The 21,390-nt window shown below is 51.8% G+C and carries 17 protein-coding genes; 14 read left to right on the top strand and 3 right to left on the bottom strand.

Going from position 1 to position 21,390, the window contains the following annotated elements; genetic code table 11:
- Positions 1–255 precede the first annotated feature (255 nt).
- Both DPQ25_RS02070 and DPQ25_RS02065 read left to right on the top strand, forming a co-directional pair.
- Positions 256–1,428, top strand: coding sequence for an NAD(P)-dependent malic enzyme (locus DPQ25_RS02070; protein WP_112331511.1), 1,173 nt, complete (start codon positions 256–258; stop codon positions 1,426–1,428).
- 10 nt (positions 1,429–1,438) lie between these two features.
- On the top strand, positions 1,439–2,323 hold the full coding sequence (locus DPQ25_RS02065; RefSeq protein ID WP_112331510.1) for a serine hydrolase domain-containing protein: 885 nt from the start codon (positions 1,439–1,441) through the stop codon (positions 2,321–2,323).
- Between the two features lie 7 nt (positions 2,324–2,330).
- Here the strand turns inward: DPQ25_RS02065 and DPQ25_RS02060 are convergent, their stop codons facing one another.
- Positions 2,331–2,969, bottom strand: coding sequence for a Crp/Fnr family transcriptional regulator (locus DPQ25_RS02060; RefSeq protein ID WP_177576792.1), 639 nt, complete (start codon positions 2,967–2,969; stop codon positions 2,331–2,333).
- Between the two features lie 144 nt (positions 2,970–3,113).
- On the opposite strand from DPQ25_RS02060, the gene nrdD reads away from it, so the two are divergent.
- The 4 genes from nrdD (at position 3,114) to DPQ25_RS02040 (ending at position 7,559) form a co-directional block, all read left to right on the top strand.
- On the top strand, positions 3,114–5,273 hold the full coding sequence (gene nrdD, locus DPQ25_RS02055; RefSeq protein WP_112331508.1) for an anaerobic ribonucleoside-triphosphate reductase: 2,160 nt from the start codon (positions 3,114–3,116) through the stop codon (positions 5,271–5,273).
- A 57-nt stretch (positions 5,274–5,330) separates the two neighbouring features.
- Positions 5,331–6,494 (top strand): FprA family A-type flavoprotein, encoded by a 1,164-nt coding sequence (locus tag DPQ25_RS02050; RefSeq protein WP_112331507.1) that lies wholly within the window; start codon positions 5,331–5,333, stop codon positions 6,492–6,494.
- A 24-nt stretch (positions 6,495–6,518) separates the two neighbouring features.
- Positions 6,519–7,046 (top strand): anaerobic ribonucleoside-triphosphate reductase activating protein, encoded by a 528-nt coding sequence (gene nrdG, locus DPQ25_RS02045; RefSeq protein ID WP_112331506.1) that lies wholly within the window; start codon positions 6,519–6,521, stop codon positions 7,044–7,046.
- Positions 7,047–7,223: 177 nt separating this feature from the next.
- Positions 7,224–7,559, top strand: a complete 336-nt coding sequence (locus tag DPQ25_RS02040) for a HEAT repeat domain-containing protein (RefSeq protein WP_112331505.1) — start codon at positions 7,224–7,226, stop codon at positions 7,557–7,559.
- A gap of 116 nt (positions 7,560–7,675) precedes the next feature.
- Here DPQ25_RS02040 and DPQ25_RS02035 read toward each other — a convergent pair whose 3' ends face one another.
- On the bottom strand, positions 7,676–8,635 hold the full coding sequence (locus DPQ25_RS02035; RefSeq protein WP_112331504.1) for an RluA family pseudouridine synthase: 960 nt from the start codon (positions 8,633–8,635) through the stop codon (positions 7,676–7,678).
- Between the two features lie 218 nt (positions 8,636–8,853).
- Here DPQ25_RS02035 and pyrE point away from each other — a divergent pair, with 218 nt between their 5' ends.
- Both pyrE and DPQ25_RS02025 read left to right on the top strand, forming a co-directional pair.
- A complete protein-coding gene (gene pyrE, locus DPQ25_RS02030) occupies positions 8,854–9,435 on the top strand; it encodes an orotate phosphoribosyltransferase (protein ID WP_112331503.1) in 582 nt (193 codons plus the stop codon).
- Complete coding sequence (locus DPQ25_RS02025; protein ID WP_112331502.1) at positions 9,435–10,148, top strand: JAB domain-containing protein; 714 nt, start codon at positions 9,435–9,437, stop codon at positions 10,146–10,148. Before pyrE ends, DPQ25_RS02025 begins: the two co-directional genes overlap by 1 nt.
- 55 nt (positions 10,149–10,203) lie before the next feature.
- Here the strand turns inward: DPQ25_RS02025 and DPQ25_RS02020 are convergent, their stop codons facing one another.
- Positions 10,204–11,352 (bottom strand): Gfo/Idh/MocA family protein, encoded by a 1,149-nt coding sequence (locus tag DPQ25_RS02020; protein WP_112331501.1) that lies wholly within the window; start codon positions 11,350–11,352, stop codon positions 10,204–10,206.
- Positions 11,353–11,536: 184 nt separating this feature from the next.
- Here DPQ25_RS02020 and uxaC point away from each other — a divergent pair, with 184 nt between their 5' ends.
- The 6 genes from uxaC (at position 11,537) to DPQ25_RS01990 (ending at position 21,071) form a co-directional block, all read left to right on the top strand.
- On the top strand, positions 11,537–12,943 hold the full coding sequence (gene uxaC / locus DPQ25_RS02015; protein ID WP_330409836.1) for a glucuronate isomerase: 1,407 nt from the start codon (positions 11,537–11,539) through the stop codon (positions 12,941–12,943).
- 32 nt (positions 12,944–12,975) lie between these two features.
- Positions 12,976–13,815 (top strand): MBL fold metallo-hydrolase, encoded by an 840-nt coding sequence (locus tag DPQ25_RS02010; protein WP_112331499.1) that lies wholly within the window; start codon positions 12,976–12,978, stop codon positions 13,813–13,815.
- A 190-nt stretch (positions 13,816–14,005) separates the two neighbouring features.
- Entirely contained in the window at positions 14,006–16,810 is a 2,805-nt protein-coding gene (locus tag DPQ25_RS02005; protein WP_112331498.1) for a glycoside hydrolase family 38 N-terminal domain-containing protein, read from the top strand.
- Positions 16,811–16,826: 16 nt separating this feature from the next.
- Positions 16,827–17,771 (top strand): carbohydrate kinase family protein, encoded by a 945-nt coding sequence (locus tag DPQ25_RS02000; protein ID WP_112331497.1) that lies wholly within the window; start codon positions 16,827–16,829, stop codon positions 17,769–17,771.
- Between the two features lie 25 nt (positions 17,772–17,796).
- Positions 17,797–18,345 carry a D-lyxose/D-mannose family sugar isomerase gene (locus DPQ25_RS01995; RefSeq protein ID WP_112331496.1) on the top strand — a complete coding sequence of 183 codons (549 nt, stop codon included), beginning with the start codon at positions 17,797–17,799 and terminating at the stop codon, positions 18,343–18,345.
- Positions 18,346–18,407: 62 nt separating this feature from the next.
- Complete coding sequence (locus tag DPQ25_RS01990) at positions 18,408–21,071, top strand: glycoside hydrolase family 38 N-terminal domain-containing protein (protein WP_112331495.1); 2,664 nt, start codon at positions 18,408–18,410, stop codon at positions 21,069–21,071.
- Positions 21,072–21,390: the final 319 nt, after the last annotated feature.

Genomic DNA, 21,390 nt, shown 5'->3' with positions numbered 1-21,390 from the left:
TATATATAGAATAGAGAAAATAATGGAATTGGTCAATAGCAAATATCAAAAAATATCGCCAGATCCGCGGCTGATTTTAAAGCCGATCCCATTCATAAAGGGAACAAGAGCCTGTTGCTCCCGAGATATTCTGATCTTGCAAGGAAAAAGAAGGAAAGGTATAATAATAAACAGAGGCTCCACATTCCTCCAAGTACATGCAGCTGGGAGTGGCTTGGATAGCACTAATTTACAATACAGAAAGAGGAAATGGATATGGATTATGCGGCCGAATCATTGCGCTTACATAAAGAATGGCAGGGTAAAATAGAAGTGGTTTGCCGGGCGCCCCTGGAGACGCGCGACGACCTTTCTCTGGCCTACACACCGGGGGTGGCGCAGCCTTGCCTGGAAATTCAAAAGAACCCGGATAAGAGCTACGAGCTGACACGCCGTTCCAATTTAGTTGCGGTAGTGACGGACGGTACGGCGGTTTTAGGGCTGGGCGACATCGGACCGGAGGCCGGTATGCCGGTAATGGAGGGAAAGTGTGCCCTGTTGAAGGCATTTGGCGGTGTAGACGCGATTCCGCTGTGCATTCGTTCAAAGGAAGTGGATGATATTGTCCGCACGGTTTCGCTGCTGGCCGGCAGCTTTGGCGGAATCAATTTGGAGGATATCTCCGCCCCGCGTTGCTTTGAGGTGGAACGCCGCTTGAAGAAGTGCTGTGATATTCCGGTCTTTCACGACGATCAGCACGGTACAGCCATTGTGGTGGCTGCGGCCTTTTTAAATGCCTGCCGGCTGACGGGGCGAAAGCCGGGGGAAGTAAGAGCGGTTATCAATGGCGCTGGCGCCGCCGGTACGGCGATTGCTATGTTCTTAATGAAAATGGGCGTAGGGGAAATGATTATGTGCGACAGGGCGGGAACATTGGTAGATGGAGCGGCCGGGCTGAGCAAGGCCCACCAGGAGCTGGCGGCCATCACAAATCCCCGCCGGGTTTCCGGCCCACTCGCTGCCGCGGTTCAGGGTGCGGATCTCTTTGTGGGGGTGTCTGCTCCGGGCGTCTTAAGCGCGGAAATGGTGCGGTCGATGAATAGGGACCCGATGGTTTTTGCCATGGCAAACCCTGTGCCGGAAATTCTGCCTGGCGAGGCCAAAGCGGCCGGAGCGGCGATTGTCGGAACCGGACGCAGCGATTACCCGAACCAAATCAATAATGTTTTGGCGTTTCCCGGTATTTTCCGGGGGGCGCTGGACGCCCGCGCCACAGACATCAACGACGATATGCAGCAGGCGGCGGCGCGGGCCATAGCCGATTATGTGCCGGCGAATGAACTGACGGTGGATTACATTTTGCCGAGCGCCTTGGATAAAGGAGTTGCCTCGGCGGTTGCCCATGCGGTTGCCGAAGCGGCGCGCAGCTCCGGTGTAGCGCGGGTGTGAGGAGAAACAGATGTTTTTTTCCGAACTGTTAAAGCTCATTGAGCAGGAGGAAATCCCGGTTTATACGGTTTCGCATTATCGGGCTGGGGAGACAGAAACCCGCTGCATACATCCGGCCAACTGCTGTAATAATATTTATTCCGTCTCTAAAAATTTCACTGCAACCGCGGTAGGCATGCTGTACGACAGGGGGCTGCTGCCGCTTGATACATCCGTTTATGAGCTCTTCCACCAGGATTATCCGGCGGATTGCGGGGAAGATTGGAAGGCTGTTACGGTTGCGCATGTATTGGCACAGACAATTGGAATTGCCTCCGGTTTTCTGGATATTGATGTGGAGGATATTCGCCAATATCCCACCGGTGATTTCCTGCGAATGGTACTCCGAGCGCCGCTTGTTTACCGCCCTGGTGAAAAGATGGTATACAGTGACTCCAATTACTATTTGGCGTCCCGAATTGTCGCCGCGGTTTCCGGGAAAAAATTACAGGACTTTCTGCTTGAAAATTTGTTTAATCCATTGTGCTTTCAAGGGACCGGCTGGGCAACGTGCCCGCGGGGCCATGCGATGGGCGCAACAGGATTATTTATCCGAACTGAGGAGATGCTGCGTTTTGGTGCACTTTATTTAAACGGAGGAATGTGGGAAGGACGCCGGTTGCTTTCCGAGGATTGGGTTGCCAAAGCTACGGCAAGCCAGGTTGGCCTGGAATCCGGTTCAAGCTATGGTTACAGTTTTTGGCGGTTAGGGGGAGAAAGCAGCGCTTACCACTGCGCGGGGATGTATGGTCAGGTTATTTATGTAGACCCGAGAGATCGATGCGTATTTGCCTGGCAGGCTTATGACCCCGCTGATCGCTCAGGGAAGCTCGTTGCAGCGTTATACGCGCGGTAAGGAGGCGTTAGCGGCATAAGCGTACCGTTCGGCCTTCGGTTTCAATGAGATGTTCTTCCCGCATCTTCCTTAGCTCGCGCATCATAGCGCTTCGGTCGGCACAGATATATTCGGCAAGTGCGCTGTATGACATGGGCAGCAGGCAGACTGTGCCGCGGCTTTGCTGACTGAGAATATCAAAGTAGGCTAGGAGGCGTTTGCGAACGGAGCGCTGGCTCAAAATATTGATGTGGATTGCCTGTGCCTGCGCCTTGCTTGCCGCTATTTGCAGCAGGTTGCTTAAAAAAAGGCTATGGTGCGGGCAGGCCTTCTCACAGCGTTGAGTCAGGCGCCGGCGGTCAATCAGGAGCGCGGACGCCCTCTCATGCGCTTCTACATAGTAGGCCATGCGGCCGGTGGGCAGTAAAAATACCTCGCCGAATACATCGTTTTCGGCAAGTAGCTCCAACGTGGTTTGCTGGCCGTCGGCATCGATGCAAAACAGGGTTGCGGAGCCGCTCAGCAGAATGCCGAGGCGTTGCGAAGCAGGGGTATAGGTCAGGATGGTCTCGCCCGCGGCATAGGTGCGCTGCTGTGGCTGGAAACAGAGCAGCAGCGCCTGCTTTTCACTTGCGGATATCCCTTGAAATATGCTTGTTTTAGACATGGACATCCTCCTATATATAGTTGAATGAATATTGATTAAATACCTCATTTTGTATTATATTTTATTTTTGTTGCAAATGCAACAGTAATAAAGCTGCTTTTGTAGTAGAATAAATTTAAGATTATAAAAAGGGGAATTTGCGGTATGAAAATTATTAAGCGAAATGGCTCTGAAGCGGCTTTTGATATTTCTAAAATTATTGTTGCAATCACCAAGGCTAATAACGCGGACGAAAGCAGTAGGGAACTGGCAAAGGAGCAGATTCTGACAATTGCTGATTCGGTCGAAAAGCAGTGCCAACAGATGAACCGGGCCCCGTCTGTGGAGGAGATTCAGGACCTTGTGGAAAATCAGATTATGGCGCAGGGGGCTTTCGAGGTTGCAAAACGGTATATCAAGTACCGCTACAACCGTACCTTGGTGCGCAAGTCCAATACGACGGATAATCAGATTTTAAGCCTGATTGAGTGCAATAACGAAGAGGCTAAGCAGGAAAATGCCAATAAAAACCCCACGGTCAACAGCGTTCAGCGCGATTACATGGCGGGCGAGGTGAGCCGTGATATTACCCGGCGTATTCTGCTGCCGCAGGAGATTACCGATGCACACGAAAAGGGCATCATCCATTTTCATGACACCGACTATTATGCCCAGCATATGCATAACTGTGATTTGGTCAACCTGGAGGACATGCTGCAAAACGGTACGGTGATTACCGGCACGTTGATAGAAAAGCCGCATAGCTTTTCTACGGCCTGCAATATTGCCACGCAGATTGTGGCGCAGGTGGCGAGCAACCAGTATGGCGGCCAGAGCATTAGCCTGACGCATTTAGCGCCCTTTGTACAGATTTCCAGGGAGAAGGTGCGGGCGCAGGTTTTGGCAGAGGTCGAGGAACTGGGCGCTACGGTGGATGAAGAGGCGGTTTCTCGTATTGTAGAGCGGCGCCTGCGGGATGAAATCAAGCGCGGCGTTCAGACCATCCAATATCAGGTCGTTACCCTGATGACCACCAACGGGCAGGCGCCTTTTATTACCGTGTTTATGTACCTGAACGAGGCTAAAAACGAGCAGGAAAAGCGCGACCTTGCGCTGATTATTGAGGAGACGCTGCTGCAGCGCTATGAAGGCGTTAAAAACGAGAAGGGCGTTTGGGTAACGCCGGCTTTTCCGAAGCTGATTTACGTGTTGGAGGAGGATAATATTACTCCCGGCACAGAATACTATTACTTGACGGAATTGGCTGCGAAATGTACGGCAAAGCGCCTGGTGCCGGATTATATCTCCGAAAAGAAGATGAAAGAGCTGAAGGAAGGCAACTGCTTCCCTGTCATGGGCTGCCGCAGTGCCCTGAGCCCCTGGAAGGATGAAAACGGCAGCTATAAATTTTATGGGCGGTTCAATCAGGGGGTTGTTACGCTGAACCTGGTGGATGTGGCGCTGTCCTCCGGCGGGGATATGGAGCGTTTCTGGAAAATTTTTGACGAGCGCCTGGATCTGTGCTACCGTGCGCTGATGTGCCGCCATGAGCGCCTGAAAGGGACGCTTTCCGATGCGGCGCCCATTCTCTGGCAATATGGCGCAATTGCCCGCTTGAAAAAAGGCGAGCCAATTGATAAACTATTATATGGCGGCTATTCCACTATTTCGCTGGGGTATGCCGGCCTGTGTGAATGTGTGCGCTATATGACCGGAAAATCCCATACAGACCCCAGCGCAACGCCTTTCGCCCTGGAAGTAATGAAATATATGAATGCGGCCTGTGAGCGCTGGAAGGCGGAAACCACCATTGGCTTCGGCCTTTATGGAACCCCGCTTGAAAGCACCACTTACAAGTTTGCCAAGTGCCTGCAAAAGAGATTCGGCATTATTGAGGGCGTGACGGATAAGGCTTATATCACCAACAGCTACCATGTTCATGTCACTGAGCCGATCGATGCTTTTTCAAAGCTGGCGTTTGAGGCACAGTTCCAGGCCCTTTCTACCGGCGGCGCCATCAGCTATGTTGAGGTGCCCAATATGCAGAATAACCTGGAGGCGGTGTTGCAGGTGATTCGGTTTATTTATGACAACATCATGTACGCCGAGCTCAACACAAAGAGCGACTTTTGCCAGGTATGCGGTTTTGACGGTGAAATTCAAATTGTTGAGGACGATGGAAAGCTGGTGTGGAAATGCCCCAATTGCGGCAACCAGGACCAGGATAAAATGAATGTTGCGCGCCGGACGTGCGGCTACATCGGTACCCAGTTCTGGAACCAGGGGCGTACACAGGAGATTAAGGAACGGGTTTTGCATCTGTAATAAAACCGGCGAAAGCCGGGTTTTAGATATCGTAAAAAGTAAAAGGAGAGTGCTTCTATGAGAGACACTATGATTTCGGAGTCGGTCAAATACATCGGTGTGGACGACAAAACCATCGACCTGTTTGAAAGCCAATATCTGGTTCCCCATGGAATTTCATATAATTCATATGTGATTTTGGATGAATCAGTGGTGGTCATGGACACGGCGGATCACCGGGTTTCACGCGAATGGATGGAAAATTTGGAGTCTGCATTGAACGGACGGGTTCCGGACTATCTGGTGGTTTCTCATATGGAGCCGGACCATGCGGCGAATATTCAGGCCTTAGCTGAAAAATATCCGCAGATGAAGATTGTTGCAAGCGCAAAGGCAATTACCATGCTTGGCCAGTTTTTTACGCTGGATTGGTCCGGCCGCACGGTCGTAGCCAAAGAGGGCGACACGCTTGCGCTTGGTAGACACACATTGCAATTTTTTATGGCGCCCATGGTGCATTGGCCGGAGGTAATGGTTACCTATGAGCAGCATGAAAAAATTCTGTTTTCGGCTGACGGCTTTGGTAAATTCGGCACCCTGGATACGGACGAGGACTGGACGGACGAAGCCCGGCGCTACTATATCAACATTGTCGGTAAATATGGCGCACAGGTACAGGCGCTGCTCAAAAAGGCATCGGCACTGGATATCAAGATGATTTGCCCGCTCCATGGCCCGATTTTAAAGGAAAATTTGGGCTTTTACTTGGAGAAATACAATATTTGGAGCAGCTATACAGCAGAGGATGAGGGTGTATTGGTGGCTTATGCTTCCATTCACGGCAATACGAAAAACGCCGCGAAGCTGCTGGTTGAAAAGCTGAAGGCCAGGGGGGTTCAGCATATCGCTGTTGCGGACCTGTCACGGGACGACATGGCCCAAGCCGTCAGCGATGCCTTCCGCTATAGCCGTATGATTGTGGCGGCGTCCAGCTATGATGCGGGCGTTTTTCCGTGTATGGAGACATTTCTGCGTAAGCTGAAGGCTAAGGCCTACCAAAGCCGCCGGGTTGCAATTGTGGAAAACGGCAGCTGGGCGCCTACTGCGGCGAAATGTATGCGGGCAATTCTGGAGGAAATGAAAAATATTCAAATCTGCGGCCAAACGGTTACGATCAAATCTGCCGTAAAGCCGGAAACGCTCAAGGCCTTTGACGTTATGCTGGACGAATTGCTGGCTTAATCAAGACAGGGAGAAGGGAAGCCGTTGTACTACGGAGAAATTAAAAAGACGGATATTGCAAACGGAATCGGTGTCAGAGTTTCCTTATTTGTATCCGGCTGTACCCGCCATTGCAGAAATTGCTTTAATCCGGAGACCTGGGCTTTTGACTACGGCAGGCCTTTTACCGGGGAAACAGAGGCGGAAATATTGGCGGCGTTACAGCCGCCGTTTATCAATGGCCTTACTGTTTTAGGCGGCGAGCCCTTTGAGCCGCAGAACCAAGCGGCCCTTCTACCCTTTTTAAAAAAGGTGCGGAGCGCCTACCCAGGCAAAACAATTTGGTGCTACACCGGGGGGACTCTGGAACAGGACCTTGCCCCTGGGGGAAGGAATTACTGCGCTTACACCGATGCATTGCTTCACCAGCTTGACGTGTTAGTGGATGGGGCCTTTATAGAGGAACTGAAAGACATTACGTTGCAGTTTCGCGGTTCCTCGAATCAGCGGTTGATAGATATGAAAAAAACATGTGCTTCAGAAAAAATTGTATTATGGGCACAGGATAAATAAGACGGTTAAGAACCGGAGATGATGATAAATATCATTGTCTCCGGTTTTTTGTGAACAAAATGCTTTGTTTTGTAGCAAAAATTGATAAGTTTACATAATATTCATAAAATAAATTGTTTTTATATATAAATATAAATTATTGTTAATATATAAAATAAATTGAAAGAGGGGTTTGTTATGTCGGATGTAATGCTAAAAGCAGAAAAATTAGTTGAAAAGAAGAAATGGGAGAAATTAAAGAATAAGTTTTTATATGGCAGCGACGAGACGCGCCTTGCGCTTGCGGCGGCCTGTGGGGCCTCAGACACGGATGAGGCCTGTAATATTTTGATCTCGCTGCTGCATGATGAGAATGCACAGGTTCAACTGACGGCGGTTAAATCCCTGGGAAAAATCGGGGACGACCATGCAACCGCCCAGCTGCAGTGGTTGCTCTCACAGACCAGTGAGGATAAAAAGGAGCTTATTGCGGCAATTCACGATGCCATTAAGCACGTAAAAAACAAACAATAGAAGCGTTTATGCAGTCAATTTTTAAAATGCCGGGGTTTAGGGCAATACAAACATGCGGGCCTATTTTTGCAGGCCCGCATGTTTGTATTATTGAGTATTGATTTTTTAACACGGGTTTATTTCCATTGCCGGAATGAATCCAGAAACCAAATGTTTTCCGCCTGAAATTCTTTTTGGTTGAGGTAAGAAAGAATGCCGGCATCTGTGTGAAAATCAAAACGCAATCTGTAGGAGTAAAGTGCTTGGTAACGGAAACCAATCTTTTTATTGACAGCGTTGGCACCGTATTTTCCGTCACCGGCCAGCGGGTGGCCAACCGCAGCCATATGTGCCCGGATTTGATGGGTACGCCCGGTCAGCAGATCAATCTCAAGCAGTGAAAAATGCTCTTTTTCCGTCAGAACACGATACCGTGTGCGGATAGTCCTGGCCCCTGGTTGAGGCGCTTCCGAGATGTAAACACGGTTTTGCGATTCGTTCTTTTGCAAATAGGCGGTTAGGGTTTCTTCCTTTTGGGGCATATGCCCGCAGACAATGCAGAGATATTGCTTGAGCAATTCTCGTTCACGCAGCTTTTGATTTAAAATCCGCAGGGTTGCCGCGTTTTTGGCCGCCATAACGATGCCGCCAGTGTTGCGGTCAATCCGGTTTACCAGAGCCGGTGCGAAGGACTGCTCGTCCTCGGGCTTGTACTCTCCGCGCTCATATAGGTAATGCTGGACCCTGGCAATCAGAGAATCAAAATGGTAGGTTTCGTCCGGATGGACAATCAGTCCGGGTTTTTTGTCCAGCAGAAGCAGGTTGCTGTCCTCATAGAGAATGTTCAGCTTTACAGGCGCTTTTAAAAAATCGTATTCCTGTGGTTCCTGTTGAAAAAACTCGTCTTTTAGATAAAGCGCAAGCAGGTCGCCAGCCTGTAAACGCGTTGAAATTTCGCAGCGCTTGCCGTTGAGCTTAATGTCTTTTTTGCGAATGCTTTTATAAAGCATGGCTTGCGGCAGGTTTGGGAAAGTCTTGGTCAAAAACTTATCAATACGCTGACCGGCATCATTTTCCCGTATTATCACTTGCTTCATGGCTTGTTCCCCTGTCTAATTAATTCGTTTCCCACTGGACCGGGCCGCCTACCCTGGCATTAAAACCGGTGTTATAGGTTAATGATATTATTATAACATATTTTAAGAAAAGTTGCAGAGGCTGAAAAAGGGAGGGGCTTGCCGATCCGTGGGAGATACAGTATAATAAAAGAAATATAAGCTGGAATTTTTAGAACTCAGAAAGGGAGCGTATTTAAATGATCAGTGAAGAACGCGTAATTGAGGTTTTGAAGGAAGCAGGGGTTTTGCTGGAAGGGCATTTTAAGCTGACCTCCGGCCGCCACAGCAATAAATATTTGCAGTGCGCCAAGGTGTTCCGAAACACCAAATACAGCGAAGAGCTCTGTGCGGCGCTGGCAGAGTATTATGCGGACTGCGGTGTGGAGGTTGTCATTGGGCCGGCGATGGGCGCGGTTCAAATGGCCTATGAGGTAAGCCGCAGCTTGCACTGTGAAAACTTCTTTACAGAGCGCGATGAAGCGGGGAAAATGGCGCTTCGCCGCGGATTTGAGGTAAAACCGGGACAGAAGGTACTGCTGGTTGAGGATGTTGTTACCACCGGCGGTTCCGTGCGCGAGGTTATTGAGCTGGTAAAACAGGCTGGCGGGGACATTGTCGGCGTCGGTTCCATAGTGGACCGCACCGGCGGAAAAATTGATTTTGGCGTTCCCTTCCATGCGGTAATATCCATGGAGGTTGAGAGCTGGGAGCCGGACGAGTGCCCCCTGTGCAAGGCCGGAATGCCTGCGCCGGTCAAGCCTGGCAGCCGCAAAATCTAATGGAAAAAACCAAAGAGAAAACAGGTGCGGTCCATGCGGGGCACCGCCAGCGGATGAAACGGCGCTTTCTGAAGACAGGATTGGATGACTTTCAGCCTCATGAGGTATTAGAGCTGCTGCTTTTTTACGCTATTCCGCAAAAGGACACCAATGCTCTGGCTCACCGGCTTTTGCATAAATTTGGTTCGCTTTCCGCGGTCATAGACGCCCCTCTGGAGGAGCTTGAGGCGGTGGAGGGGATAGGCGAGTCGGCCGCCGTCTTTTTAAAGCTGCTCCCGCAGCTTTTGCGCCGGTATGAGCAGGATTTGAAAAACAGTACGAAACGGCTGTGCGGCTATGAAGCCATCGGGGAATATTTAACGGCGCGCTTTGTAGGAAGAAAAACAGAGGTGGTCGTTCTGCTGCTGATGGACAGCAAGGGTAAAATCCTGTTCTGTGATGTTGTCAATGAGGGCACAGCCGTGACGGCGAATATTTACATTAAAGAAATTGTAACGCTCGCCGTTCGGTATGGAGCGGTGACAGCGGTGCTTGCGCATAACCACCCCAGCGGGGAATGTACGCCTTCCAGGCAGGATATTGAAACTACTCAATGGGTGTTTGCTGCCCTAGAAAATGTAGAGGTTCGCTTGTTGGACCATGTAATTGTTAGCGGCCAGGACTATTTGTCCCTGGCGCAAGTCGGCCTGTTGCCGGAACTCTTTGGAGCATAATAGAGCGGAATCCCCCGTCTGATTTTCAGGCGGGGGATTCTTGATAGAAGCTTACTTACCGCAAGGAAATATGCTGCTCTTCATAGGGCATGTTTTTACGAAAGTGGGGGATGTCGATGGCACGCCCGCCGTTGGTCACGGAAAGCTCCGACAGCAGTCCCACAGCCGTCCATTCACAAGCCTGGTAAACGTCAATTGCCGGCTTTGTACCGTAGCGGATAGCGTTGATGAAATCCTCGACAATAAAGAAGTCCCCGCCTTCATGCCCGGCTTTTTTTTGCTCCTCCGTCGCATTTTTGTAGCGCTCCGGCAGCAGGCTGTTAAAGTCGGATAGCGGGCGCCACTGCCGGTCGTCCTTGTTTTCGTCGTGGTTATAGTCCTCCAGCCAGACCTTACAAACATCGCCGAGGCCGCGGGGAGTCTCCACTACGCCCTTGGTTCCCTGAAGCTGGTAGAATGTCATGTTATGCGGGCGGGGGGAGATACAGTCTACCCGGATGCGTGCCAGCTTTCCGCTTGCCATTTGACACATGGTAATGGTAGTGTCCTCTTGGCGGAGGTCCATGGCGACATGGCGCCCGCTGGTAAACGTGGATATGCTGGAGATCCGTTCGCCCTCAAACCACTGCATCACCGGCCCGATGCTGTGTGTGGGGTAGAAGGCGCCGTGTTTTCCCAGCTGCCAGTATTTGCGCCAGGAGGTTTTGCCGCTCTGATGGATATCATAGTGGTAGGTAGTCATGCTTTTTACATCGTGCAGGTATTCCCCTTCCGCATAGTAGGGAGTGCCGAACATGCCTTTTTGCACCATTGCCCGGATCAACTGGTTATAGGGGGTATAGCAGTAATTCTCGGCGTACATGTATACTTTTCCGGAGGCCTCGACATTTTCAATCAGCCACCAAAGCTCATCCATGGTCACACCCGCGGTTACCTCGCTGAAAACGTGCTTTCCGGCCTCCAATGCGGCAATGGCCTGGGGGACGTGGCATTGCATAGGGGTGGAAATAATGACGGCGTCAATATCGGTTTCCAGCATATCGTCAAATACCCGGAAGCGGTTGGGGATATGGTGCTCCTCTGCCATTTGGTTCAGAACATCTTCGTCGAGGTCACAAATGGCGGAAACCTCGACATCGGGGATTGCACGCAGGCCGAGCAGATTTGACAGGCCGCGCGCGCCTGCAATTCCTACTTTAATCATATAAACACGATCCTTTCAATCTGAAAAATAATTGTTTCAGTCAAAAAATAGATTGATTCTTTCTGTGCGATATTAGCATACATAAATTGATTTTGTTTTTCAAGAGGAAAATTACTTTTTTTTCATAAAAGATTGTGGTAAGATAGCCTTAAAATTAAGCGATCTTATTTTATTGTTAACAGGGGTGGTTTCATTGAAAAAGTTTATGGGAAAAAATTTTATTCTATCAAGCGATACTGCGGAGAAGCTGTTTCACCAATATGCGGAGCAAATGCCGGTAATCGACTATCATTGTCACATTAATCCGCAAGAGATTGTTGACGACCGTGTTTACAAAAATATCACACAGGCTTGGTTGGAGGGCGACCATTATAAGTGGCGCTTAATGCGTGCGATTGGAGCGCCCGAGGAAGAGGTTACAGGAAGTGCGCCGGAGCGCGTGAAGTTCCAGCGCTTTGTGGAGGCGTTGGAGCATGCGCCGGGCAACCCGTTATACCATTGGTCACACATGGAGTTGCAGCGTTATATGGGGTATGACGGCGTCTTAAGCGCAGAGACGGCGGAAGAGGTTTGGAAGCTCTGCGAGGAACAGCTCAAAGATTTAAGCGTGCGTAAGATTATTAAAAATTCCAAGGTAGAGGTGATAGTCACTACGGACGATCCGATCGCGGACCTGGAGGCTCATCGGAAAATACGGGCAGAGCATTTGTGCTCGGCGAAGGTTTTGCCCTCCTGGCGGCCGGACCAGGCTATGGCCGTGGAACGAAAGAGCTTCTCCGGCTATATGAAGTCATTGGGCGAGGCAGCCGGTGTGGAAATTAAAGGCCTGGATAGCCTGAAGGCGGCGCTGCTGAGCAGGCTGGAGTATTTTCAGGCCGCAGGCTGTGTGGGAAGTGACCATGGCCTTTCTCTGGTTTCTTTTTTGCCCTCGGATGATAAGACAATAGATTGCATTTTGAAAAAAGGGCTTGCGGGAGAAACAGTCAGCGGGGAGGAAGCTGAGCGCTACCATTTTGCCCTGTTGGTGTTTTTAGCGCAGGAATACGCAAAGCGCGGTTGGGTGATGGAAATGCACTTGGGACCGTTACGCAGTGTAAGTACAAAGAATTTCCGTGAACTGGGACCGGACACGGGCTTCGACTGCATTGACGGTTATGGGGCGGGCGTCAGCGGCCTGGTAGGGTTCCTGGATTATCTCCAGGAGCGGGGGGCGCTGCCGAAGACAGTGCTGTTTTCGCTTAATCCCAACGATAACGCTCTGTTGGATGCCGCTGTGGGCTGTTTTACAGAAGCGGGCGTGCCTGGGAAAATACAGCATGGAGCGGCCTGGTGGTTTAACGACACGAAGTTGGGAATGGAGCAGCATTTGAAATCACTGGCGAGCATTTCGGCGCTGGGGACCTTTATTGGCATGCTGACCGACTCTCGCAGCTACCTTTCCTATACCCGGCATGAATATTTCCGCCGCATCCTCTGCAATGTGCTGGGAGCCTGGGTGGAACGCGGCGAGTTCCCCAACGACCTGGGGATGCTCTCTAGGCTGGTACAGAACATCTCTTATTATAACGCCAAGAATTATTTCGGCTTTTAAACAACAGCCGAATAAAATAGGAGGAAACGACCATGCAGCTGAAATTTTTAGGAACGGCGGCAGCAGAGGGGTGGCCGGCGATTTTTTGCCAGTGTGAGGCCTGCAAAACGGCTCGACAGCGGGGCGGCAGAAATATCCGCACTCGGTCTCAGAGCATTGTGGACAGGAGACTGCTGATTGACATGCCTGCCGACACCTATATGCATGTCCTGCAAAACAATCTGGATTTTTCCAAGGTGGAGCATGTGCTGGTCACCCATTCTCACCCGGATCATTTATACCCGGAGGAATTTCTGCTGCGGCGGACGGATTTTGTCCATTTAATGGACAGTGTGCCAAAGCTGTATATTTATGGAAACCAGGCTGTAACAGAGCAGTTAAAAAAAGCGATGGCTGCCTGTGATGCCCCCGATTCGACGCTGGCCGGGGTGCTGGAACCGGTCGAGGTGGCCCTTTTTACACCGTTCCGGGCGGGAGAATATACGGTGACGGCCTTGGCCTGCGACCATATGGCCGGACTGGAGACCGCCCACATTTATTTGATTGAGAAGGATGGCAAGACGTTGCTGTATGCCCATGATACCGGCGAACTGCTGGAGGCGACCTGGGAGTACCTCGCCGGCCGGCATCTGGATGCGGTGAGCTTTGACTGCACCTTTGTGGCGAAGGATTGCAAGCGCGGCCATATGGGATTGCCCAACGCGGTTTTTATGAAAGAGCGGATGCTGGAGCAGGGGATAGCCGACAGAAAGACCTGTTTTGCGGTAAATCATTTTTCACACAATGGTGGAATGTGCTATGAGGAGTTCGCCCCGCTTGCGGAAAAGCATGGCTTTACCGTCTCGTATGACGGCCTGGAAATTGAGTTCTGAGATTTTGTTGAACCCTGTGGAGGAGCTGTGCCGCCCCCGCAGGGTTCTTTTTAGCGATGGGGCAGGCCGTTAAAATCGGGCAATAAACTCCAGAAAAACCATCATTTTTTTCTTTACTTTTTTATGAAATCTGCTATACTTATGGCAGTTTTAAGGGCGCTTAGCGTCTATTTTAGGGAGGGAATCAGTTGTGGAAAAAATAAACCGTGTGAAGCGTTATAATGCGCTTTACCAACAATCCCGGCACAGCAAGTGGGAAAAAAGAATCCTGGCTGAGCTCGGCTATTTACTGGAGCTCTCAAAGGTACAGGGCGGAAAGTACGACGAGCTTCTGCTGGCTCAGATTGACCGCCTGTATGAGGAGTTTGAGGAGCGGGGGAGCATCTCGAACCAGACGGCGCTTGCGGCTGAGCAGGCGCTGCTCGGCCTACAGGCCGAGGCTAAAAAATATAAAATTACCTGTGCGGCCCATGCCCACATTGATATGAACTGGATGTGGGGCTTTCAGGAAACTGTAACCGTCACGGTAGATACCTTCCGCACCATGCTGGCCTTAATGGAGGAGTACCCCGATTTTACTTTCTCACAGTCGCAGGCGTCGGTTTACCATATTATTGAAGAGTATTACCCGGAGCTGCTGGAAAAAATCAAGCAGCGCGTTCAGGAAGGGCGTTGGGAGCTGACGGCCTCCACCTGGGTGGAAAATGATAAAAACATGTCCGGCGCCGAGGCAATGGCCCGCCATATCCTCTATACAAAGCGGTACCTGAACCAGCTGTTTGGGGTGCCAGAGGATTCATTGACGCTGGATTTTGAACCCGATACCTTTGGGCACAATCAAAATATGCCCGAGGTGCTGCGCAATGGCGGCATCCGTTATTATTACCACTGCCGCGGCCTGGAAGGGCCTAGCATCTATCGCTGGCAGGCGCCTTCCGGTGCGGAGGTTCTGGTGGTTCGTGAGTATGAGTGGTACAATGGGGAAATCGACGAGGGACTGATCCTCGGGGTTCCGTCCTATTGCTCGGAAAATCAGGTGCAAGGCATGCTGAAGGTCTACGGCGTCGGCGACCACGGCGGCGGCCCCACACGCCGGGACCTGGATGCAATGATTGAAATGTCGCACTGGCCGTTGGCGCCACAGCTTGTATTTGGCACCATCAAGGGCTATTTTGAGGAAATTGAGGCCGGTAAAGCGGCATTCCCACTGCTTAAAGGTGAATTGAACTATGTATTTACCGGCTGCTATACCTCTCAGTCGAGAATTAAGCGCGCTAATCATATAGCAGAGGACCGCGCGTATGATGCCGAGGCCCTGGATGCCTGCGCTGCCGGGCTGCCAGGTTACCGCACGGCGAACTCTTTCGAAAAGGCATGGCGGAAGCTGCTGTTCAACCAATTCCATGATATTCTTCCGGGATCGGGCGTTATTGAGACAAGGGAATTTGCCATGGGCGAATTTCAACGAGTGATGGCTGGCGTAGGCGCCAACAGCAGCCATGCGATGGAGGCCCTTTGCGCTGCCATAGATACCTCGGCGTTAGCCGGGGAGCAGGATGATGTGCTGACGGCCGGCGCAGGGTTTGCCGTCGCCGATGAAAACGGCTTCAGCTTTACGCAGTCCGGGCATCACGGCGGCAGTGTGCGGGTGTTTACCATTTTCAATACAACGCCGTATGAGCGGGAGGAAACTGCCGAGCTCACCGTATGGGATTGGCAGGGCGACCCGGCGCACACCTATGTGACGGACTCCCAGGGCAGGGAGGCACCCAGCCAGGTCGTTGAAAAGGGGACGCATTATTGGGGGCATGTGTATACAAAAATTCGTGTCGTGGCAGCTGTTCCCGCCATGGGGTATGCGGTCTATGCGGTCAGAGAACGCGCTGCCGAAAATATTGCCATCCCGCATGATCCTTCTACACGCTGCGATTTTATCACGGATGAAAACCTGGTACTGGAAAATGATTGTGTCCGCGCCGTGTTCTGCCCGCGCACCATGAGCCTGCTTTCCTATGTACGCAAGGAAACGGGGACCGAATTGCTCTCAGCGGAAAAAACGTCCGGTTATTTCCGCTATATTGTGGAGAACACCGGAGACGGCATGACCTCCTGGCGAGTGGGCAAATACCGTACCGTGGAAAATCTGAATGAAAAATACGGCGTTTCCATCCTTGCACAGGAGACGGGGCCGGTTCACCAGTCGGTTGTATATATGTTGTCCTTTCTGCATTCAACCCTGAAGGTGAAGGTGTCTCTTGAACGCCATTCCGCACTGCTGCGCTATGACGTTCAGGCGGATTGGCACGAGATTGGCAACCCCAAAGACGGCATTCCTCAGCTTGGCTTTGCCGTGCCGGTGGCCGGCGCGGTAAAGCAGTACCGCGGGGATATTCCCTTCGGGGTATTAGATCGCGCGCCGCTGCGGCAGGATGTGCCGTACGGAAGCTTTATTTGCGCGGTGCCGGAGCAGGGGGCGGAGACAGTAGCGCTGTTGAGCGACTGCAAATATGGCTACCGTGGTGCAGACGACACATTATATGCCGACCTAATTCGCGGATCCTATGACCCGGACCCCTATCCGGAGTACGGCGTCCACCACATGAGCCTTGCCGTTGCCGCCTGCGCCGGAGCGGCTGCCGGGGAGCAGCTTGAACAGAGCATGCGCTTCCGCCACCCGCTTTATGCGTATTCTACATCGGCGCATTCGGGTGCTCTACCGCCGGTTCATTCATTCCTTCGCATTGAGGGCGGTGCGCAGGCGTGTGGGCTTAAGCAGGCGGAAAGCGGCGGCGGGCTGGTTTTGCGTCTCTATAACCCATACCAGGAGGCATGCAGCGTAAAGCTTTGTGCAGATAGCCTGCGGCAGGCGCAGTTTGTCGATTTTATGGAAAAAGCGGTACAGACAGACCGTACACTGACGACGGACTCCGGCTGTGCGGCCTTTACCATGAACGCGGGGGAGATCTGCTCCGTTTATTTGCAGATGAAATCATAAATCGGAGGAAACGGTATTGAAAAAGGTTTTATGTATTGGCAGTGTCACAACGGATGTGATCGTCAATCCGGCGGATTCTGTTCCGCCGGCGGGGACGTTGCGTGCAGTCGATTCAGTAACCACACATGTGGGGGGCTGCGCCTCCAATGCGGCGATAGATTTGGCAAAGCTGGGGGTTCCGGTGGCGCTTTCCTGTAAGGTGGGATCCGACAGCTTCGGTGAGTTTGTCAGAGGAACTGCTGCCGCGGCGGGCGTGGATGTGCGCGGCGTAGTGAGCGACCCCAGCGTTTCCACAACGGTTTCAATCGTTTGTGTCGGCTCCAGCGGGGAGCGCAGCTTTCTATACTGCCCAGGTTCGACCTCTGCTTTTCAGAAGGAGGATCTTCAGGAAGAGGTTTGGTCGGACTGCGACATTATATTTGTTGCAGGAGCTATGCTTTTGAGCTCGTTTGACGGAAAAAGCTGTGCAGCGTTCTTCCGAGAAATGCGCGCGGCAGGAAAATTTACCGTAATGGATACCGCTTGGGATTTTGAGGACAAATGGCTGCCCAAAATTGCGGAGGCGATTCCATGCCTGGATCTCTTCATGCCGAGCTATGACGAGGCGGTCAAGCTCAGCGGCAAAAAGGAGCTTTCTGAAATTGCCGACTTTTTCTTTGAGATCGGCGCTGGTTCGGTCGTTATTAAAACAGGAGCAGACGGCGCTTATATCTGTGAGTCCAGAGAAAAGCGCTACAGCCTGCCGACCTACCGCACGGTCAAGCCGAAGGATACGACTGGTGCGGGCGACTCCTTCTGCGCGGGCTTCTTAGCGGGTCTGGCGCAGGGGTGGTCCTATGAAGAAAGCGGCAGGTTCGCCAACGCTGTGGGCACACATTGTATTATGGAGATCGGAGCTTCCACAGGAATCCGTTCCATTGCGGAGATTCTCAGCTTTATGGAACGCACGCCGTTGGATTAATATTTAGAAAAGAGGTTGATTATAGATGAAAAAAGAGATCTATGAAGAGGCCAGAAGAAAGGCGCTGTCCTTCTATCAGAAGGCCCATATCGTCTTGACTCCCAAGGAGGAGGCGGGGCTGGAGGTTGCGGATTTTGGCTTGAACGAACTGGAAAGCACAGGGCTTGAATTGGTGGTCTATGTGAATACAGACCGCTGCTGCGCCAAGGAAATGGTGCTTTTTCCGCGCCAAACCTGCCCGGAGCACCGTCATGCGCCGGTACCCGAAATTCAATATGAGGGAAAGGAAGAAACCTTCCGCTGCCGGTACGGTACGGTCTATCTTTATGTGGAGGGCGAGCCCGTCCAAAATCCGGCATGCCGCCCCCCGGAGGGGAGCGAGGCTTATTATACCGTTTGGCATGAAATTGTCCTAAAGGAGGGCGAACAATATACTATGTACCCCAACACCCGGCACTGGTTTCAGGCGGGAGACGAGGGGGCCGTTATCTCGGAGTTCAGCACAAAGAGCTATGATGAATATGACATCTTTACCGATCCGCGTATCAAGCGCTTGCCGTCGGTGGAGGATTAAGCTGTGGCCAACTACGGACCGTAGGCTGATTTGTTGATATTAATAACAGAGGAGTTATCCCCATGAGTAATCAGAAAAAAGTTGTACATATTGTCCCCAGCACCCATTGGGACCGGGAATGGTACCTGCCCTTCCGGCGCTATCAGCCCCGGCTGGTTCGCTTGCTGCAAAAGGTAATGAAGCTGACAGATTCCCCTGCCTACAAGGATTTTTTGCTGGACGGCCAGAGCATTATGCTGGAGGATTATTTGGAGGTTCTGCCGGAGGACAGAGAACGTTTGAAAGAAAAGGTGTCCAGCGGAAAAATTGTTCCCGGGCCCTGGTACACGGTGCCGGATATGGTCATTCCCTGCGGCGAATCACTGGTGAAAAATCTTGAAATCGGGCGCAATCTCAGCCGCTCCTTTGGGGGCGGGCAAAGGGTCGGTTATAGCCCGGACTCCTTTGGCCCCTGCTCGCAGCTGCCCCAGCTGTACCGGCTGTTTGGGTACCGTTACGCTATGTTTTCACGTGGACAGCGTTTTCCCGAGGGAGTGGACCCTGCCCCGTGCTTTTATTGGGAGGCCCCTGATGGCAGCCGGGTTTTGACTTTGCAGGAGGCCTACAGCACAGGTTTAGGCCTGCTTGTACCCAGTGTTTGGAGAAGCTTTGACCGGCAGCTGGCGGATGCGGAGCATTGCCGGCAGGTATTCCAGCTGTTGATGGAAGGACAGGATCGCCAGGGCTGCGGGGAAAATCGGTTGCTGATTGTGGGTATTGACCATTTTGAGCCTGTGGAAGGGCTGGAGAATGTTATCAGCATGCTTCAGAAAGCTTTCCCGGACTATGAGATCCACCACAGCACCCTAGAGGATTATTTCAAGGCCCTGGAACAGGAGCAGGGGGCTTACCGCCCGACTGCCTATGGCGAGCAGCGCGGTGCTTTTAAAAATCATTATAACCTGAGTAACACACTTTCAACACGTATTGATATTAAGCAGAAAAACCGTGAGGTGGAAAACAGGCTGGTGTCGTTCTGCCAGCCGCTGTATGCGCAAAATAGGGCGGTTGCCGGTTTTGACGCGCTGGACACGAGGCCGCTTATGGAAAGGGCGTGGAAGCTGCTGACCGCATCGCATGCGCACGACTCTATTTGCGGCTGTAACTGTGACGAGACCAACGATGATGTGCTGCATCGGCTGACCGAGGCCGGCCAGTTAGCGCGGGAAGTGGAGAAGCTGGAGCAGACCGTATTGGGCAGTCGGATCCGGAAGGGGCCGTCGGCCGCGGCAATCGTAGTCTATAACCCGCTCCCGTTTTCCAGAAGCGAGTGGATCTACGGAAAGGCGGCCGTACCTTACCAGATCTCTGCACAGCAGTTGGTCACCGCCGGTGGAAGGCCGGTCGAGGGCGCGGCTGTCCGCCAAACCTTCCAGAAGCGCCGCGATATTGAAACCATGAAAAAGGACGAATACGAGGAAATTTTAGCGGATACGACACGCTGCCCGCTCGGCGACATGACGGAAAAGGATTATTATACAGGCGTGGAGTATGCGTTTTATGCGGAAAATATCCCGGCAGGCGGCTACCGGGCCTATTATTTAACATCCGGCGGGGCACAATCGCCGGCGCCTGTGCAGGCCGTGTCAGCGGGGAAAAATGAGATTGAAAATGATTGCTACCGCGTAACGGCAAACAAGAACGGAACGATAGATGTAACCGTGAAAAAAACCGGGAAGGTTTTTACAAACCTGCACTGGTTTGAGGATGATGGGGACGTCGGAGACAGCTATACATACAGCCCATCCGGCGCTCACAGCGATACCCGCGGGCTGAAGGCGGAAATTGAGGCTTCAGCCGATGGGCATAAGGCCGGAATGACGATTCGGCTGGCTTACGGGGAGAGCGGTGCGCGGGTTCGTATTGTCTCCAAGCTGACATTGGCTGAGAAAAGCGATGTGATTGACTTTGAGACCACGGTACATAATGAGTCGGTAAACCATCGTATTCGGGCGATATTCGCCTGGCCGGGCCAGTACGCAAACAGCTGCTCTGACACAGCCTTTGATTTGGCGGCCCGTCCGGTTTATGAGCGGGACCTTGACAACCCGGCACAGATTTTGACACACCCGCTGCGCAATATGGTTTGCCTGCCTGGAACGGACACCCCGGTTGTTTTCTCACGCGGTCCCCAGGAGTACGAGGCTTATCAGGCCGGTGACAGCACACACCTGGCGCTCACGCTGTTGCGTTCGGTCGATAAGGTCTACCGGACGGACTGCCTTACACGCGATGAGTCCGCCTGCGGCGTCGGGGTTCGTTGGCTGACGGAAAAGAGCGGTATGTTGGGCGTCTATACACAGTCGTATGGTTTATATATTCAGCAGGATCCGGCAGAAGCCAATGCGCTGCTGAACCGTTCGCTGGCATACCAGCTTCCACTCTCATCCTTCGGCGCCTATACAGCGGGCACTGAGGAAGCGGAGCAGGCGTTTATTCAGGTGGAGGGCGCTGTGTTTTCTACCGCTTATGCGGAAGGGCCGGAGAAGAAGACGTTGTTTGTCCGCGTTTATAACGCCGGTACAACGGATAGTAATTGCAAGGTTACGCTGAACCGGACTTTCCATGCGGCGGAGAAGGTCGATTTAACGGGTGCTAGAACCGAGGCTGTTTCCATTGAGCAGAACACGGTGGCTTTCCACGCTAAGGGCGGTGAAATTGTTACACTGAAAATCCTTTGCGATTAAAGTATTTCGGTAAGAGAACGTTCGGCGGATAAAATATGAAGGGGCGGACAGCATGGTGCTTGTCCGTCCCTTCTCAATGGCGCTCCGCTGGCTACACGAATATGGTCTTTTGCTTAAATCAAAAAATGATATTATTTTTTAAATGCGAATTTTTTTAACGTATATTGTAAAATAATGAATTTTAGGCCACGGATCCAAAGAGGCATACCATATGCCATCATAGGATTACAGCATTTTTTAGAATCGGGAGAATCCTTGTTTTATATTATCATATAGCTGGTTTTAAATAGCACAGACAAAAGATATAAAATAGGCAAAT

It is taken from the genome of Hydrogeniiclostridium mannosilyticum (assembly GCF_003268275.1).
GTDB lineage: Bacteria > Bacillota > Clostridia > Oscillospirales > Acutalibacteraceae > Hydrogeniiclostridium > Hydrogeniiclostridium mannosilyticum.
Note: the sequence above shows the minus strand (reverse complement) of the source record. Positions and strands in the feature narration are given on the sequence as shown.